Below are 15,216 nucleotides of genomic sequence, written 5' to 3' on the forward strand. Positions count from 1 at the left end.
GGCGACTGCACCGCCGCTACGAGCGCAAAGCCGAGCATTTCCTCGCCTTCACCAGCATCGCCTGCACCCTCATCTGCTACCGCAGACTCACCAAAAGAGATGACTTCTTAGACCGAGGCGTCCGTCGAGTGGATCGTGACCTTCGATGCTGCCCTCTACGTGATGCCTGATGGCGATGAGATGCGCAAGCGAGTGTTCGGCACCATGGGGCTTCGTCGGGTACCACGAGGAGCTGGGCCAGAACCACGGTGAGGCGTGCCTGTGGATCGACGCCTTGTGCCGGGAGGCCATCGGGGTGCTCTCCGCGTTCCTGCGGGAGGAACCGCTCCCGGAACCCTCGCAGTTCTTCCTGGATCACGGGACATGGTCAGGGCGCACCGTCGTTCCCTCGAAGCCCCGTCATGACGCCCGTCAGCTGTGTCGGGGTGTATCGCAGATAGTGCGCGAACAGCGAGAGATAACGAGAAAGAGCGGGAGCCAGTGAGACTGACTCCCGCTGTCTCATCTGGGCATCCGCCCAGCTCAGCGGGTGTTTCTTGCTGGCTGTGTGGCGAGTGCCCCCGGCAGGATTCGAACCTGCGCACACGGCTCCGGAGGGCGTTTCAGTCCTCGACAAAGAAGCTGGTCATAGCCTTGCGCACGCTCTGGGGGTCGCGATCCGTCCACACACAGTCCACGGTGCCACTAGGGTTGCCCGGCAAGTTGACATGGGCTACAGGATCGTAAAAAGGGCGAATCTTGACAATCGTGACAGTTGCCTCAGTTTTCATCTCTTGCCATGAGGCCATGCGGCGTGGGGAATTGATTCACCGCAGAAACAGGAGGGATAAGGAGTTTCACTTCCAGGATTGGGTCGGTGATCGAATCACAGAAACGGGGTTTTCATGGGAAGAAACAAAGAGGAATAGGTACCCTGACTACATCATGGCCGACCATCTCGAAGGGTACGAGGTGAAAGGGCTAGAGACCCCGGGGAGGCAGGCGGATTTCGACTGTAATAGTCAGCTCGCGACGGGAATGCATGAAGGGAGGTCGGTCTACTACATTTTTGGCCGCTATCCCAAGAAGTTCGAGGGTGATGAGTTCCCGGTTCTTGACCTAGTGATCTGTCATGGTGATTTCCTGAACGCTCACCACGACTATGTGCACAAGAACGACAGCTTCCGCGATTTCGGATCCTACGGCGATATCTTGGTGCGTGACCGGAAGATGTATGTCGCTCCCACGCCTTATGTGCTGGCGGACGGCCTAGTTTCCAATTGCACATTGATCGCTCCAGAGGGTGAGGTGCTTGACGGGGCTGACAGTCTCCGGGAGGTCGGCTCCTTGCTACGTGCTGATGCTGATAAAATTGCAGCTAAGTACACCTTCAACTTCCGCGACAACTCGCTGCGCACGGAGTTGGCAGATAATCCGACAGCCGGGTCCACTCGCGCCTTCACGGCGTATAGGGCAAAGAGTGATCCGGCCGGTGAAGTTGCCATGAAGCCCGTGAGGCGAGTCCCCCGACAGCCCCTATTGGATGAGAACGATGAACCTTCCTGATCACTTGGCTCTCTTCGGCGCTGACGTCCAAGTTCATCGGGGCGTCCCGAGCTCCTCCGCGCTTGAAGTGAATTTTCCGGCGATCGAGCTAAGCAAGATCGCAGAGAATGAGTCGTGGCGTAAGGAAGTTCATCGGCCGGCTACGAGTACTCACAAGTGGTGGGCCAAGCGGTTGGGGAGTGTGTTCCGCGGCATCATTGCGGCCGCAGTCACTGAAGCAGACGGCGACGCGCTCAAGACCTACAGCAGTGCAGCAGATCTGGGTGGCTTGGTTGTGCTTGATCCGTTCGCGGGTTCCGGCACAACCATTGTCGAAGCAGTAAAAATGGGTGCAAGTGCTATCGGGTCAGACATCAACCCTGTTGCAACACTCGTTCAGCGCCAAGCGGTGCAGCAGTGGGATATCTCTGAATTGCGCCGAGCATTCAAACTTGTCGAATCAAAATGCCGTGAAGAGATTGATCGCGTACACCGCACCGAGAGTGGCGAGTCGGTGCTCTATTACTTCTGGGTTACGGTGGCCCGCTGCCCACATTGTGAGGTCAGGACCCGTCTTTTCTCGACTCACGTTTTCTCACAGAACGCCTATCCTAAGAAGGTTCCCGCGGCTCAAATTGTTTGCCCGGTATGCTTGGACGTGCAAGCGGGGCGTTATGACTTCGCATCGGCGGAATGCCGCAACGGCCACAAGTTTGAGCGCGTCGGCGCGGTTAATCGCAGTCAAGTGACATGTCCTAACGGGCACACATCTAAGGTGATTGACGCTTTGGGTGGAGAAGTTCCAGAGCGTGAAATGTATGCGAAGCTTGTTCTGGGGCTTGATGGGAAAAAGCGATACGAATCTATCAATGCGTTTGATCATTCCTTGTATGCAGAGTGTGTTGAGCTATTGCAAACGAAGGAACGTGACCTCATTCTTCCGGTCGGTCAACTCGATCTGGGAGAAAATACTCGTCAGGCGATGCGCTGGGGGTTCACGGAGTGGCGTCAGTTCTTCAACGAGCGGCAACTCTATTCGCTAGGGATGCTCGGTTCTGCGATTCGTGATGTAAATGCTGGGGATGCCGAGCGAGAGGCGCTCGTTGCGCTTTTCTCCGGAACGCTGGAATTTAATAACATGTTCTGTTCCTTCAAGGGTGAAGGAACAGGTGCGGTTAGGCACATGTTCAGTCATCACATCCTCAAGCCTGAGCGTATGCCACTCGAGGCGCACCCATGGGGTACACCTGCGTCGTCTGGCTCGTTTTCTACGCTATTCCGTAGCCGTATCACTCGCGCCCACGAATACAAGACTGATCCCTTTGATCAGGTTTTGATCAATGGGGGTGTGCAGAGAACCGCAGGATTGTCCATGCCATTTGACGGGCGGCTCGTTGACGCATGGCCGGAGCAAGGGCTTGAGCGTAGGCAAGTCTACATTCGGAATGGTGATTCGTCTCGCACCGATCTGCCTTCCGGGTCTGTAGACCTCATCGTGACAGATCCTCCCTATATGGATAATGTTCATTATTCGGAACTTGCCGATTTCTTCCATGCTTGGCTCATTGGAATGAAGCCCTTCTTGGGATACCCATCTTCTGAGGAGACGACAAGGCGTGCGGAAGAGGTGCAGAGTGCTGATCCGCGGAAATTCGGTGATGCGATCTCGCAGGTTTGGAAGGAGTGCGAGCGAGTCCTGAAGCCTGGAGGCTTGTTGGCTTTTACCTTCCACCAGGCTCGGTTGACAGGGTGGGTCAGCCTCGTTGAAGCACTGACTAGCGCTGGTCTTGGGGTTACTGCTATTCAGCCGATCAAGGGCGAGATGAGTACGAGTGTCGCGAAGGGCGGAAATGAACCGTCAAACCTCGACTCGATCATCGTATGCAGGAAAAGGGGTGAGATTCCTTCCGGTTGCGACTCGCCTGAGGCTGCGGCTGCACGAGGAGAGAAGCTCCTGGGTGAATTGCAGGAGGCAGGTATTCAGGTTGGCGTTGGAGACGTGAAGTCGGTAATCCGTGGGCATGTCCTCGCGACCTACACGCTCGGGCACGGAGTGGAGCTTGCAGCCCTTTCGGAGCTGGCTGAGTCTCTGACGGTTAGCAGCGTCGCTCGGCTTTGCGGCGCAGCTGTCAGCGGCTGACTTGATGAGGTGAGTCGCCTAGCGTGATCAGAGGGCACTTCGGGCGGCGACTCGGGTGAGCGATCACAAGACCCTGCCCGTTACGTAGACAGGGTTTTCAGCCGTGGTGCTGCTTTGACCGGCGAACACGCCCCGCGTCCGTTGCGACGCCGCCGGCCCGCACCGAATGCCAGAATCCGACGGTAGGGCGAGCGAGCGGTCGGCGGAGCGGGTTTGGCCGGTGGCCTGCCCGGTCTGGGGTCGAGCATGATCAGGGGGCCGTACGCTGGTTGGCAACTCGGGCAGGCTTTGGGCCTGACCGCAATTAGCACGAGTGGCCCCCTGGTCTTGCTCGACGCGGGACCCTGACCGGGGAGGTGGCTAAAGCCGCGGAACCGATCGCCCCAGCCACGATGTACCCCTTCTCTGGTACCAGGTGGCTGATCGCTGCGAGCGCGGTGCGGGCGCTGGCCGGGCTGGAGCGGGGCGGAGACAGGAGCGCAGGCCCGGCCGGGGGCCGGGCCGCGCGCGGTGAGCGGAGCGAGCCGCCTTGAACCAGTAGAGAAGGTTGTAACTCACCGACGGGTGCGCTCATGATCACGGTCCGGCCGGAGCTAGAACGGTGGCCTTTCGCCGTAGCTCTCGCCGAGGCTAGGGTCTGTGGGCAAAGGGAAGCTGTCCGCCGTTAGGTCGCTGTCGCAGAAGAGGAAAGGATTCCGTTGGCCTTCCAGCCCAGACGAGTCCTCGCCCCAAGCGTCGAGTGCATCGATGGCCCGTTCCCGGTGCTGCCACCGCTCGCTGGTTCCGAGGACCTCGCGGAGCAGGGGTACCAGCGTCGCTCGGTGGGGCAGCAACTCCGCGTCGTCCAGGAGCGGGATGCATGCTGCGATCGCCGCTTCGCTCACATGCCGGTCGGCGTCATGGACGTACGCGAATGCGGCGGCGAACAACTGCGGTCTGGTTTGCCGGATGGCCGCGGCGGGCGGATAGCTGTCGAGAGGGAACCCATGGAGGCGGCTCGCGGCATCGATCTCGTCGGTCACCTCGTCGGCAACAGAGCCGATCCAGGCCAGTAGTTCGGCCCGCATGCAGCCGGGGGCGTCTCGGCGGTTCTTGTCGACCGGGAGTGCCGTTCTCGGGTCGGTCAGGATCGCGGCCAGGTAGAGCGCGGTGGGGACTGTTGCTTCATAGATCGTGTTCTGGTGATGAAGGATGTCGTGAACGTAGGCGAGGGCCTTCGTCCTCACGGTCTGATCTATGTCCAGCAGCGCGCCCAACATCTTGGGCGCGTCCGTCGCCGGTCCATAGGCATGGTTCAGCCCCGCCCAGTCGGTCTGTGTGAGTGTCCAATGCGGGTCGGGCAGATCAGTGGTGGTAGAAGACGCCTGGTCGTTCCTCACGCGATGCGCCACAGGGGTGCTGTGTGTCGCTCCGGGCGGGTACTGATCAGCAGTCGGCGCAGATCTTCACGTTGGGAGCCGCTGAGGTTCAGCACCTCCGTAAGCCGGCGGAACGTCGTATGGCTGACTCCGCGGCCCCGGGCCTCGTTCTCGAACTCGTCGAGCTGGGAAAGCACCGTGTCGGGATCGAGCGTGACCGCTGGCTGGTCCTTGAGCCATGCCGCTTTGTTGCGCTCGTAGTCGATCTCCGAGTAGCCGCAGATCTCCCGGCTGAGTGCCTCGGCCTCGTCCAGGGTGTTCGTCGACAGGATGGCGCGGGCCAGCTCGTTGCGGCTCAGCGCGTCGTCCAGGTCGACTTCGTGGACCGTGGGGCCCTCGTCCGTGAGTGGGATGGGGAGTCCGGCGTCCCGGACTTCACAGGTGCCTCGCACTCCTCGCGCCGTGGCGGCGAGCATCCCGGTTGCCTCGGAGGGGTGCCATTCCAGGACCGAGCTGATCGGTTCTGTGTCCTGTGCGGTGAACCTGTGGACGAGGGGGCCGAGCAGGCTCCGCAGGTCGTCGAGTGGGAGTTCGCCGTCCAAGCCTGGGCCGGCGACCAGCAGTCGCACGGGGGTGGACAGCTGGGAGCACGCCGCCAGTGTCAGGGCGTCTCCGAGCGGGCTCTTGAGGGTCGGCTCATCGCCTCGCGCGAGGATGTCGCCGCCGACGTCGAGAAGATCGATCGAGGTCGGACGGAAGTGGCCGACCAGTTCTTCCAGTTGGCGCGCGATGCCCGTGGCGCCGTGGTGGGGGTCGATCAAGGCGAACGTGTGCGGGAGCTCTGCGGCCAGTCGGGGGAGCGTGGATCCCGCCGGCGGGATCGGACGGGCTGTGGCCGGTACCGACCAGACCGCGGGTTTCACGGGTTCGAGGCCCGAGAAGTTGTCGGGCCCTCGTGGCCCTGGCACCGGGTCGATCAGCAGGCGGTCCCACGCGTACGTGAGGATCACCGCCCGGTCGTCCTCGTCGCCGTACAGGGCGGCGTCAAGCATTGCGGCGGCGACAGCGTCGCCCCCTCCTCCTGCTGCGACGATCAACCGCGTCATGTCCCCAACACTACGGGTTCGGTAATTGACCAGTCACCCTATAGTGGCCAGAGGCCATAGCCACTTGAGGAGGAGGGGACATGCCTCAGATCGAGGAAGCGCAGCCGAAGTATCTCCAGATCGCCCACTACATCCGCGATCAGATCCTTCGAGGTGACCTGCGGCCAGGGGACGAGGTCCCGTCGGAACGGCAGTTGGCTTCCACCTGGAAGGTTTCCAGGCCAACAGCCGCACGGTCCTTGGAGGCTTTGAGTCATCAAGGGCTCGTCGAGAAGAGGCAGGGGTCCGGAACGTATGTACGCAGCCTGGAAGTCAACCGGCGTGCCAGGGAGTTGTACGGCAGGGCCCGGCAGACGGGGAAGATCTACACCTCCGGCGAGTACGCGATCATCACCTCGACCGGTTGGCTGGACGCTCCGGATCACGTCGCTGAGGCGCTGGGCTTGACGAAGGATCGGCGAGCCGTGCACCGCCGGCGCGTGACCAACGATCAGAGCGGACCCATCACCTTGTCCACTTCGTGGTTCGCGCCCGACGTGGGAGAACGGGCGCCCAAGCTCCTTGAGCCCGAGCGGATCCAGGAGGGGACGCTGATGTACGTCGAGAGCATGACGGGACGGCAGGGAAGTTACGCCGAGGACCGGATGTGCGCTCGACCGGCGACGGAAGAGGAGTCGCAGGACCTCCAACTGGACTCGGGGTCCGCGGTCTTGATCGTGAACCATGTGGTGTTCGACCTCCAGGACCGGCCGTTGGAGTTCGCCGAGGCCACCTACCCGCCGCATCGGTGGGCGTTCGAGCAGGGGTACCCCCTCACCTGACAGTCGACGGTTGCTCGTTTCGGCGAACCGCTTGCGTCTCACAGGTGGCCAATGCCACTATCCAGTAAGTGGCTAAGGCCACTTACTGAAGGGGGCGCGGTGTGACGAGTCGGCGGCCGGACCAAGGCGCGCACTTACCTTGCCGGGGATGTCGTGGGCGCGGTTGGAAGCGAGTCGGCTCCCGTACGGCCCTGGCGCTCACCACCGTCAATGACCGTGTCCGTCCCACATCGAAACGGCGCTGTCTCGATTGCGACGGCAGCGGCAGGGAGTGAACGCGGATGAGTTACCTGATCGACCGCCATCCCTCGTCGGACTCGCCGCGGCTCGGTGCGATGACCTTGCACCCCGTCGCGGAGTCCGTGCCCCGGGCCCGGCGCTGGTTCCGGAAGTTCATCGCCCCGTACAACCCGGCCTGCTCGGTGGACGACTGCGTACTGATGGTCTCCGAGCTGGTGACCAACGCCATCGTCTACGGGCACTCGGACGACCCGTGGATTGTCCAGATCGAGTGGTTCCGCGAGGGGGCCTCACTCCGGGTCGATGTGCACAACCCGGGGTATCCGGCGAACGTGCGGCTCCGGCGCCCTGGGGCCAATGAGGCGCACGGGCGCGGCTTGCTGCTCGTCGATTCCATCGCGGAGTCCTGGCGGTCGGGTCCCAGTCGCTTCGGTGGCACGGTCGTCTCCTTCGTGATGGCTGATGCCTGGCCCGACAGCTGAGGTGGCCGCAGCGCAGCAGTACTGCGCAACACGATTTCTCGCTAGTGTGGTTGACCAGTTGACTTGGCCAATCTCGACAGGCGGCGTTCATGGCGTATGAAGTGGCGGCACCCAAGTACGTCCGCCTCGCCCAGACGATCCAGAGCCGCATCGAGGACGGCACGTACCCCCCAGGCACGCGGGTGCCCAGTGAGAACCAGTTGGTCCAGGCGTTCGGGATGTCGCGGCCTACCGTCGTCCGGGCTCTGGAACTGCTGAAGCGTGATGGCTGGCTGGAGTCCCGGCAGGGGTTCGGCACGATCGTGCGGGGGCGGCCGGCCGCCGTCGAGCAGAAGAGTCGGCGCGGGCGGGAAACACTGGAGCGTGACGAGTCGCAGACTCCGGGGCGGCTGGTCGCGGTTGACCGAGTGTCCGTTCCGGCGCGCGTCGCCTCGGTGCTCGGGCTGCCCAAGCGCGCCGAAGTCCTGATGCGCCGGTTCCTGGTCGAGGACGAGGGGGAGGCGGTCGAACTCGTCTCGTCGTACTTCCCCGCCGGCCTGGTCGATGGCACCGATCTCGGGAGCTCCGAGCCGTTGGGCGCCGGGATCCGGGAACACTTGGAGGGGCGGAGGAAAGTCCGCTACGACCATGTGACGGAGAGGGTCTCCGCCCGGCTGGCGGATGCCGGCGAAGCGGAGCTCCTCGGCCTGCCCGACGGTGTGCCCGTCCTCAGCGTTCTGGTGGCCGCCTTCGATGCCGCGGGCCAGGCGCTACAGGTTTCCGACGTGCTGCTTCCCGCCGATCGGCAGGAGCTCGAAGACACGTACCGCTTGAACTAGCCCCAGGACGACGGCCGTTGGGGCGGAATCGCGCTTGACAAGTCAACCTGGCAACTCTAACTTCGAACTTGCTAAGTCAACCTGTCAGGTGATGGGTTGATCTTCCTCAGAAGGAGACTCTCTGTGCGTGTGATCCGTATCGATGCCTCGTCCGCCACGATCCTGCTCACCGAAGCGCCGGCGCCGAAGGTGCGTGACCGACAGACCGGTGAGATCGCCAAGGACGCCGTGAGCGGCGAGACCCTGATGACCCTGGGAGTCGTCTACATCGACGACGGCGAATCGGCCCTGATTCAGGTCACGGTCCCTGAAAGCGGGGTCACGGAAGAGTTGACTGTCGGAGCCCCGGTCGCGCTGCCGGGCCTGGTGGCCCGCCCTTGGCAGAGCGTGTTCAACGGCCAGCAGCGCCACGGCATCGCCTACCGGGCGACCGCCGTCATGCCGGGGACCTTCTCGATGGCTGAGGCGGGCTGATCGCGTGACCGATCTGGTGACGGTGGCCGAGCTGGGCGGGGCCTTCGCCGCGATAGGCGGCACGGCCTATCTCAGGCACGCTCACCCCGCCGCGTACTGGTCCACGGTCGGGGTGCCGGTCTCGGTGGCCCGGCTGGTGGGCTCCTACTCCTCGACCATGGACGCATGTGGTCTGACCGTCGAGCCTCCCCGCTGGCGGGCCCTGGCTGTCAGGGCGACCACTCGACGTGAGGTCCGGCCGGTACCGCCCCGCCGGGGCATCATCCGGCCCACCTCGACTGGTCTGCGTATGCGGCTCAGGCTCGCCCCGGGTCAGGAACCCGCGGACCTGGCGGCCTCGGCCGAACGCCTCCGGCACGCCTGGGGCGTTCACGCCGTGTACGTAAGGGACATCAAGCCCGGAGTCGTCGAACTGCGGCTCGTCGGCTTCGACGTCCTGCGGAAGGTACGGATGCCGCGCCGGGCCAGGGCCGATCTCTTACGGGTGCCGGTGGCGCTGCGGGAGGACGCGACCGCGTTCGTCCGTGACTACCGGGCCGTACCGCACGAACTCGTCCTCGGCGCCACGCTCTCGGGCAAGTCCATGTACCTGCGCAACCTGATCGCCGGCCTGGCCGCGCAGCCCGTCGTCCTGGTCGGTATCGACTGCAAGCGGGGTGTCGAACTCTCACCGTTCGCCGCCCGGCTCTCTGCCCTGGCGACCGACCCTGAGCAGGCGGCCGAACTGTTGCCGGTGCTCGTGAAGGAAATGGAGGACCGGTACGACCTGATCAAGGCCCGACAGGGCACCGCCCCGGGCACCCCCGACGAACTGATCACCTCCGACATCTGGGGTCTGCCCGAAGACGAACGCCCTTCTCCCGTCGTGCTGTTCGTCGACGAGGTCGCAGAACTCTTCCTCGTCGCGACACGCAAGGAAGAGGAACGACGGGACGAGATGGTCACCCACCTCATCCGACTCGCCCAGCTCGGCCGCGCGGCCGGCATCTACCTGGAGGTCTGCGGGCAGCGCTTCGGCGCCGAGCTGGGCAAGGGCGCCACCATGCTCCGCGCCCAGCTCACCGGCCGCGTCTCCCACCGCGTCAACGACGAAGCCTCCGCGAAGATGGCGCTCGGCGACATCGCGCCGGAAGCCGTGTCCGCCGCTTGCTCCATTCCCGCCGAGCGCCCCGGGCTCGCCGTCGCCGGTGACACCTCCGGCGGCTGGTCCCGCATCCGTACCCCGTACATCTCGCTGGCCGACGCCGCCGCCACCTGCCGCGGCACGGCTCACCTTGCCCCCGACGTACCGGCGCTCTCTCCCTTCAAGCCCTACGTCCCTCCGGCACCGGCCGCGAAGCCTGCCGAGCCGCTGAGCCACCCCCAGCCGGTCGTCGAGTAGACCCAACCCGCCCCCCAATTCGACGCGCCCAAGCGTCAGGTCCCTACCCCGCCATGCCCGAAAGGAGGAGAGCACCCGCCATGTGCCCCGACTGCGAGGACTTCGCCCGAACCGTCGTCCTGCTGGGACAACTCGCCCTGTACGCCGACAGGTCGGACGCTGACGCGACGTTCGTGGACGCCGTGGGCGTGTCCCTGGCCGCGTCCCTCCCGGAGCCGCCGCCCGGCATCTTCCCGCCCGGCTACGACCCCGACGACGGCCCGGCCTACCCCGGTGAAACGCCCCGATGACCCGCCCGGTCTTCCGTGCGGACGCCGTCCTGGTCCAAGCCGTCATCGCCGGGGCCCTGTCCTTCGCCCACCTGCACGACCTCGCCGGCGCTGCGGGACAGAGCGGATGGAAGGCCTGGGCCTATCCGGTCTCGGTCGACCTGCTTCTCGTCGCCGCCTGGCACCGACTCCGCACCGGAGGACCGAAAGCCGCGGCGTGGGCCTGGTTCCTCGTCGCCCTGACGGCCTCGCTCGGAGCCAACGTTTCGACCGCCGGCCTCCTCGACCTGGACCACGTTCCCGCCTGGCTGCGGATCCTCGTCGCCGGATGGCCCGCGGTCGCCTTCCTCGGCGGAACGCTGCTAGCCCACCGCGGCCCCGTCACGGCAACGGAACCGGAACCAGGGCGGGAAAGCACACCCGTCCGGCTCGACGAGAAGGAACCGATCACCCCGGCTCCTGAGCCGTCCGCCGCCCATTCCTCCCTTAATGCCGCCGTGCCGCCCGCCCTCGTCGCACTGGCCCACAAGGTCGCCGACGAACACCGAGCCCGAACGGGCACGGCCATCGACACCTCGACCCTGCGCGCCCGCCTCGGCGTCCCGCTGCCGCTCGCCGAAGCCATCGCCGCCCAACTCGCCTGACCCGGAGGACATCCCACCGTGCGCCCGTCCACGCTCCGCGCGCTGAACCGCGCTGCCGAGCTCACCCGACAGAACCGGCTCACCGAAGCCATGTTGATCGCCGAGCCGGTCATCCTCGCCGCCGACTTCTACGAGGGCGAGGAGATCAAGGCCTGGCTGGTCAGCCACGTCGCCGATTTCACGGGAGAGAACAGGAAGGTAACCGACTGATGCCCGCGAACCCGCGCTTCCGCCGAGTCGTCCGCATCGGCCCCGTCCAGGTGGCCACGTACTACGACTCCCGTGGCCGAGAGAAGCACGCCGCCGCCTGTACCGCACCGCGCTGCGGCTTCTCCACCGACTACGACAGCCGCGCCGCCGCCGAACTCGCCGCGCGCACCCACCGCTGCGCCGCCCGCTGAGGGAGCTCCCATGACCGTCTCGCTGCCGCTCGTCCTCGTCCTGGGGCTCATCGCCTGGGCCGCGATCAAGTTCTTGGGCGTCCGCGTCTGGATCGTCGTCGTGATCGCCCTGTTCGGCTTCCTGCTCTCCAGGACCTTCCTCGCCCCGGTCATCGACTCCGGCACCCGCTCCGGTGTCGACGTCGTCAACGGCACCCACGACTGAGAAGGAGACCCGCCGTGTTCCGCCCCAAGCTGCCCGACGTCCCGACGCTGCCCGGCTCGAACGCGCTGAGCCCTCACCACACCCACACCCCGGCACTCTCCGCCGGCCGCCCCTCCCTGAGCCCGTACGTGGGCGCGGTCGCCGCAGTGGTCGTTGTCGGGGTCGTCCTGACCGCGCTCCTCGCGGTCGTCGCCGTCACGGCCGTGTCCGTGGCCATCGCCGCCGTGGTCCTGCGCTCCCTGGTCACCGGCGCGAACAAACGCTGACCGGCCACCGGGGCGGCAACAAGCCGCCAAGCATCCCGCCGCCCCGGGGCCGTCCCTCCGAACCGCCGAAACAGCCGAAAGGAAATCTCATCATCACTCGGCAGACTCCGCCCCCGCTGGCGGAACTCTCCACGCTGGCCTCCATAGGCACCCTGCCCGAACTGGCCCGCCAGCTTTCCACCTTGGGCGGCTGCACTCGCCCTGTCCGCCTCGACGGTCACCGCACCGAGTACGCGGTCGACACCACGACCGGCGAGATCGGCCCTCCTCTACACCACCTCGACTCGACCGCCCTTCCGGCTGGCAACCTCCTCGTCCGCTGCAACAACCGACGCGCGACCCGCTGCCCGGCCTGTGCCGAGACCTACCGCCGCGACACCTTCCACCTGATCACCGCGGGACTCCGCGGCGGCAAGGGCACCTCGGACCAGGTCGCGACACACCCACGCGTCTTCGCCACCTTCACCGCACCCGGCTTCGGCCCCGTCCACAACCGTCCCACAGGCGGCCGGGCCTGCCGCTGCGGCACTCACCACGACGACCAGGACCCGGCCCTGGGGACGCCGCTCACTCCCGACTCCTACGACTACGAAGCGGCCGTTCTCTGGAACGCACATGCCGGAGCCCTCTGGCGTCGCTTCTCGATCTACCTCCGCCGGGAGGTCGCCAAGCGCGCCGGCCTCACCCAACGGGCCTTCCACGATCATGCCCGTGTCTCCTTCGCGAAGGTGGCCGAGTACCAGAAGCGCGGCGCGGTCCACTTCCACGCGGTCATCCGCCTGGACGGCCCCGAGGGCGGTGACACCACGCCTCCGGCTTGGGCGACTGCCGAGCTTCTTACCGACGCCATTCGGGCCGCAGCGACCGCCGCCCGTGTCGACGGGCCGGAAGTCGACGACCGTCAGCACTCCTTCGTCTTCGGCCGGCAACTCGACGTCCGCCCGATCCGCTCCGCCGACTTCGACGACGGCCAGGAGCTCACCGAGCGGGCCGTCGCGTCGTACATCGCGAAGTACGCCACCAAGGGCGCGGAGACCACGACCGGCACCCTCGACCGCCCGCTCAGGTTCCTCGCCGAGCTGGCCCAAGCCAGGCTCGCCGAACATGCTCGCTGCCTGATCCGCACCGCGTGGACCCTCGGTGCCCGCAAGGACCTGGAACACCTCCGCTTACGCGCCTGGGCTCACATGCTCGGCTTCCGCGGTCACTTCTCCACCAAGTCCCGGCGCTACTCCACCACCCTCGGCGCCCTCCGCACGGCCCGCGCGGACTGGCGCCGTGTTCAAACGGCGTCCGCGCAGCCCGAGCGCGAGCCCGAGACGACGTACGTCCTCGCGCACTGGGCCTTCGCCGGAACCGGCCTCTCGGCCGCCGAAGCCTGGCTGTCCGCGTCGCTCGAACCCGCCCTCGGTACGGAAGGAGAACCGACGTGAACCCGCAGCGCGATGAGCTGATGACCGTGCGCCAGGTCCTGAACGAGCTGGGTGGGGTTTCTCGCCGGACGTTCTATCGCTGGCGTGAGCTGGGGCATGGGCCGGCCGCATTCAAGCTGCCCAACGGGGAGCTCCGGGTGTGGCGAAGTGACTTCTCCACGTGGCTGCGAGAGCTGGAGGCCGCGGCGTGAAGTCTCTTGACGTGAAGGTCTGGGCCGTTCGGAAGCGTGACACGAAGACGCCCTCTTACGGCGTTCGGTGGTCCGTGGCGGGCAATGTCTTCTCCGACTCGTTCCGGACGAAGGCACTCGCCGATCACTACCGCTCGAAGCTGATGCGGGCGATGCGCGACGGCGAGGAGTTCGACCAGACGTCCGGGCTTCCGGACTCGATGGAACCGAAGAAGTCGGCTGTGTCCTGGTACGACTTCGCCCTCCGGTACCTCGCCATGAAATGGCCGCACGCCGCCCCCAATACGCGCGACGGCATCAACGAATCGCTCACCAGCGTGACCGTGGAGCTCCTCGACGATCGGGCTGGACGGCCGTCCGATCGGGCCATCCGCCAAGCGCTCCGCAACTGGGCTTTCGTCCTGCCGGGGCCTGATGACCGAGACGTTCCGGACGGCGTGCAGAACGTCCTTCACTGGGTGTCGAAGGCATCGCGACCGCTGGCCGATCTTGCTGAACCGGCCACGGCGCGTGCGGTGCTGGACTCGCTGAAGCTCAAGCTCGACGGCACGGCCGCGGCAGCCGAGACCGTGCGGCGTAAGCGGCGGACCCTTGTCAACGCTGCCAACTATGCGGTCGACCTGGGGGAGCTGCGCGAGAACCCGATCACGGCCGTCCGCTGGCAGAAGCCGAAGGTTTCCAACCAGGTCGATCCTCGCGTTGTCGCGAACCCCGAGCAGGCTCGGAATCTCTTGGCGGCCGTCTCTTACGTAGGCGGCTACCGGCGGGCCCGTGGTCGGCGCCTGGTGGGTCTCTTCGCTGCGATGTACTTCGGCGGTCTCCGGCCGGCTGAAGCGATCGGCCTCGTCGAGACGGACCTGAGCCTTCCCGAACAGGGCTGGGGAGCGGCGCTGCTTCACCGGACTCGTCCGTCGGTCGGCAAGCAGTGGACCGACTCGGGGGAGACTCACGACGACCGTGGTCTGAAGAATCGGCCGGTTGAGGACGTCAGGCGGGTGCCGATCCCGCCTCAGCTCGTGGTCGCACTTCGCGAGCACCTGGCTACCTTCGGCACGGCGGACGACGGACGGCTCTTCTTCAGCGAAAAGGGCTCGGTCGTCCCGTCCTCGACCTACTACCGCGTCTGGCAGGAGGCCCGTCTCCTCGCGCTCCCGCCGTCCGTCGCGGCCTCGCCGCTCGCGAGTCGGCCGTACGATCTGCGGCACTCGGCTTTGTCGACGTGGCTCAACGCGGGCGTCGACCCGACAGAGGTGGCCGAGCGTGCCGGCAACAGTGTCGAAGTCCTGCTGACTCGCTATGCGAAGTGCCTCGACGGACGGCAGGACGTCGCGAACCGGCGTATCGAGGACCTGCTTCGCGAGTACGAGTGAGGCGACCTATACCACATTGAGGCCCTAGGTATGCCGCCTGGGGCCTCTCGCGCATCGTGTTCTACCTGCGGCGATACTTCATTAAGAAAAGCG

18 protein-coding genes and 1 pseudogene are annotated in these 15,216 nt (G+C 65.5%); 17 read left to right on the forward strand and 2 right to left on the reverse strand.

Going from position 1 to position 15,216, the window contains the following annotated elements:
- The 3 genes and pseudogenes from ACFVTC_RS37305 to ACFVTC_RS37315 form a co-directional block, all read left to right on the forward strand.
- Positions 1-92, forward strand: a pseudogene (locus ACFVTC_RS37305) (IS5/IS1182 family transposase); the annotation flags it as partial.
- A 655-nt stretch (positions 93-747) separates the two neighbouring features.
- Entirely contained in the window at positions 748-1,545 is a 798-nt protein-coding gene (locus ACFVTC_RS37310; RefSeq protein WP_390133552.1) for a hypothetical protein, read from the forward strand.
- The gene (locus ACFVTC_RS37315; RefSeq protein ID WP_390133396.1) at positions 1,532-3,664 is read left to right on the forward strand and encodes a DNA methyltransferase; all 2,133 of its coding nucleotides are present in this window, start codon (positions 1,532-1,534) and stop codon (positions 3,662-3,664) included. Before ACFVTC_RS37310 ends, ACFVTC_RS37315 begins: the two co-directional genes overlap by 14 nt.
- 593 nt (positions 3,665-4,257) lie before the next feature.
- On the opposite strand, the gene ACFVTC_RS37320 is transcribed toward ACFVTC_RS37315, so the two are convergent.
- Positions 4,258-5,043: a hypothetical protein gene (locus tag ACFVTC_RS37320; protein ID WP_390133398.1), complete on the reverse strand. Its 786-nt coding sequence runs from the start codon at positions 5,041-5,043 to the stop codon at positions 4,258-4,260.
- Positions 5,040-6,128, reverse strand: coding sequence for a DUF1152 domain-containing protein (locus tag ACFVTC_RS37325; protein ID WP_390133400.1), 1,089 nt, complete (start codon positions 6,126-6,128; stop codon positions 5,040-5,042). Before ACFVTC_RS37325 ends, ACFVTC_RS37320 begins: the two co-directional genes overlap by 4 nt.
- An 80-nt stretch (positions 6,129-6,208) precedes the next feature.
- Here ACFVTC_RS37325 and ACFVTC_RS37330 point away from each other — a divergent pair, with 80 nt between their 5' ends.
- From ACFVTC_RS37330 to ACFVTC_RS37395, 14 genes are all read left to right on the forward strand, one after another.
- Complete coding sequence (locus tag ACFVTC_RS37330; RefSeq protein WP_351726424.1) at positions 6,209-6,949, forward strand: GntR family transcriptional regulator; 741 nt, start codon at positions 6,209-6,211, stop codon at positions 6,947-6,949.
- Positions 6,950-7,230: 281 nt separating this feature from the next.
- Positions 7,231-7,671 (forward strand): ATP-binding protein, encoded by a 441-nt coding sequence (locus tag ACFVTC_RS37335; protein ID WP_390133402.1) that lies wholly within the window; start codon positions 7,231-7,233, stop codon positions 7,669-7,671.
- 89 nt (positions 7,672-7,760) lie between these two features.
- On the forward strand, positions 7,761-8,489 hold the full coding sequence (locus ACFVTC_RS37340; protein ID WP_390133404.1) for a GntR family transcriptional regulator: 729 nt from the start codon (positions 7,761-7,763) through the stop codon (positions 8,487-8,489).
- Positions 8,490-8,612: 123 nt separating this feature from the next.
- Positions 8,613-8,963, forward strand: coding sequence for a hypothetical protein (locus tag ACFVTC_RS37345; RefSeq protein WP_390133406.1), 351 nt, complete (start codon positions 8,613-8,615; stop codon positions 8,961-8,963).
- 4 nt (positions 8,964-8,967) lie between these two features.
- Positions 8,968-10,344 carry an FtsK/SpoIIIE domain-containing protein gene (locus tag ACFVTC_RS37350; protein WP_390133408.1) on the forward strand — a complete coding sequence of 459 codons (1,377 nt, stop codon included), beginning with the start codon at positions 8,968-8,970 and terminating at the stop codon, positions 10,342-10,344.
- Positions 10,345-10,424: 80 nt separating this feature from the next.
- Complete coding sequence (locus tag ACFVTC_RS37355; protein WP_266701378.1) at positions 10,425-10,634, forward strand: hypothetical protein; 210 nt, start codon at positions 10,425-10,427, stop codon at positions 10,632-10,634.
- Positions 10,631-11,257, forward strand: coding sequence for a DUF2637 domain-containing protein (locus ACFVTC_RS37360; RefSeq protein ID WP_390133411.1), 627 nt, complete (start codon positions 10,631-10,633; stop codon positions 11,255-11,257). The genes ACFVTC_RS37355 and ACFVTC_RS37360 overlap by 4 nt, the downstream gene beginning before the upstream one ends.
- A gap of 18 nt (positions 11,258-11,275) precedes the next feature.
- Complete coding sequence (locus ACFVTC_RS37365) at positions 11,276-11,467, forward strand: hypothetical protein (RefSeq protein WP_351625549.1); 192 nt, start codon at positions 11,276-11,278, stop codon at positions 11,465-11,467.
- Complete coding sequence (locus tag ACFVTC_RS37370; RefSeq protein ID WP_390133413.1) at positions 11,467-11,658, forward strand: mobile element transfer protein; 192 nt, start codon at positions 11,467-11,469, stop codon at positions 11,656-11,658. The genes ACFVTC_RS37365 and ACFVTC_RS37370 overlap by 1 nt, the downstream gene beginning before the upstream one ends.
- Before the next feature lie 10 nt (positions 11,659-11,668).
- The gene (locus ACFVTC_RS37375) at positions 11,669-11,863 is read left to right on the forward strand and encodes a hypothetical protein (RefSeq protein WP_153288610.1); all 195 of its coding nucleotides are present in this window, start codon (positions 11,669-11,671) and stop codon (positions 11,861-11,863) included.
- A 14-nt stretch (positions 11,864-11,877) separates the two neighbouring features.
- Positions 11,878-12,129, forward strand: a complete 252-nt coding sequence (locus ACFVTC_RS37380; RefSeq protein ID WP_390133554.1) for a SpdD protein — start codon at positions 11,878-11,880, stop codon at positions 12,127-12,129.
- Between the two features lie 116 nt (positions 12,130-12,245).
- On the forward strand, positions 12,246-13,562 hold the full coding sequence (locus tag ACFVTC_RS37385; RefSeq protein ID WP_390133556.1) for a replication initiator: 1,317 nt from the start codon (positions 12,246-12,248) through the stop codon (positions 13,560-13,562).
- Between the two features lie 20 nt (positions 13,563-13,582).
- Positions 13,583-13,753 carry an AlpA family transcriptional regulator gene (locus ACFVTC_RS37390; RefSeq protein ID WP_028805806.1) on the forward strand — a complete coding sequence of 57 codons (171 nt, stop codon included), beginning with the start codon at positions 13,583-13,585 and terminating at the stop codon, positions 13,751-13,753.
- Entirely contained in the window at positions 13,750-15,123 is a 1,374-nt protein-coding gene (locus ACFVTC_RS37395; RefSeq protein WP_390133415.1) for a tyrosine-type recombinase/integrase, read from the forward strand. Before ACFVTC_RS37390 ends, ACFVTC_RS37395 begins: the two co-directional genes overlap by 4 nt.
- The last annotated feature ends 93 nt before the right edge of the window (positions 15,124-15,216 follow it).

This window comes from Streptomyces sp. NPDC057950, from assembly GCF_042887295.1.
GTDB classification, from domain to species: Bacteria; Actinomycetota; Actinomycetes; order Streptomycetales; family Streptomycetaceae; genus Streptomyces; species Streptomyces kaempferi.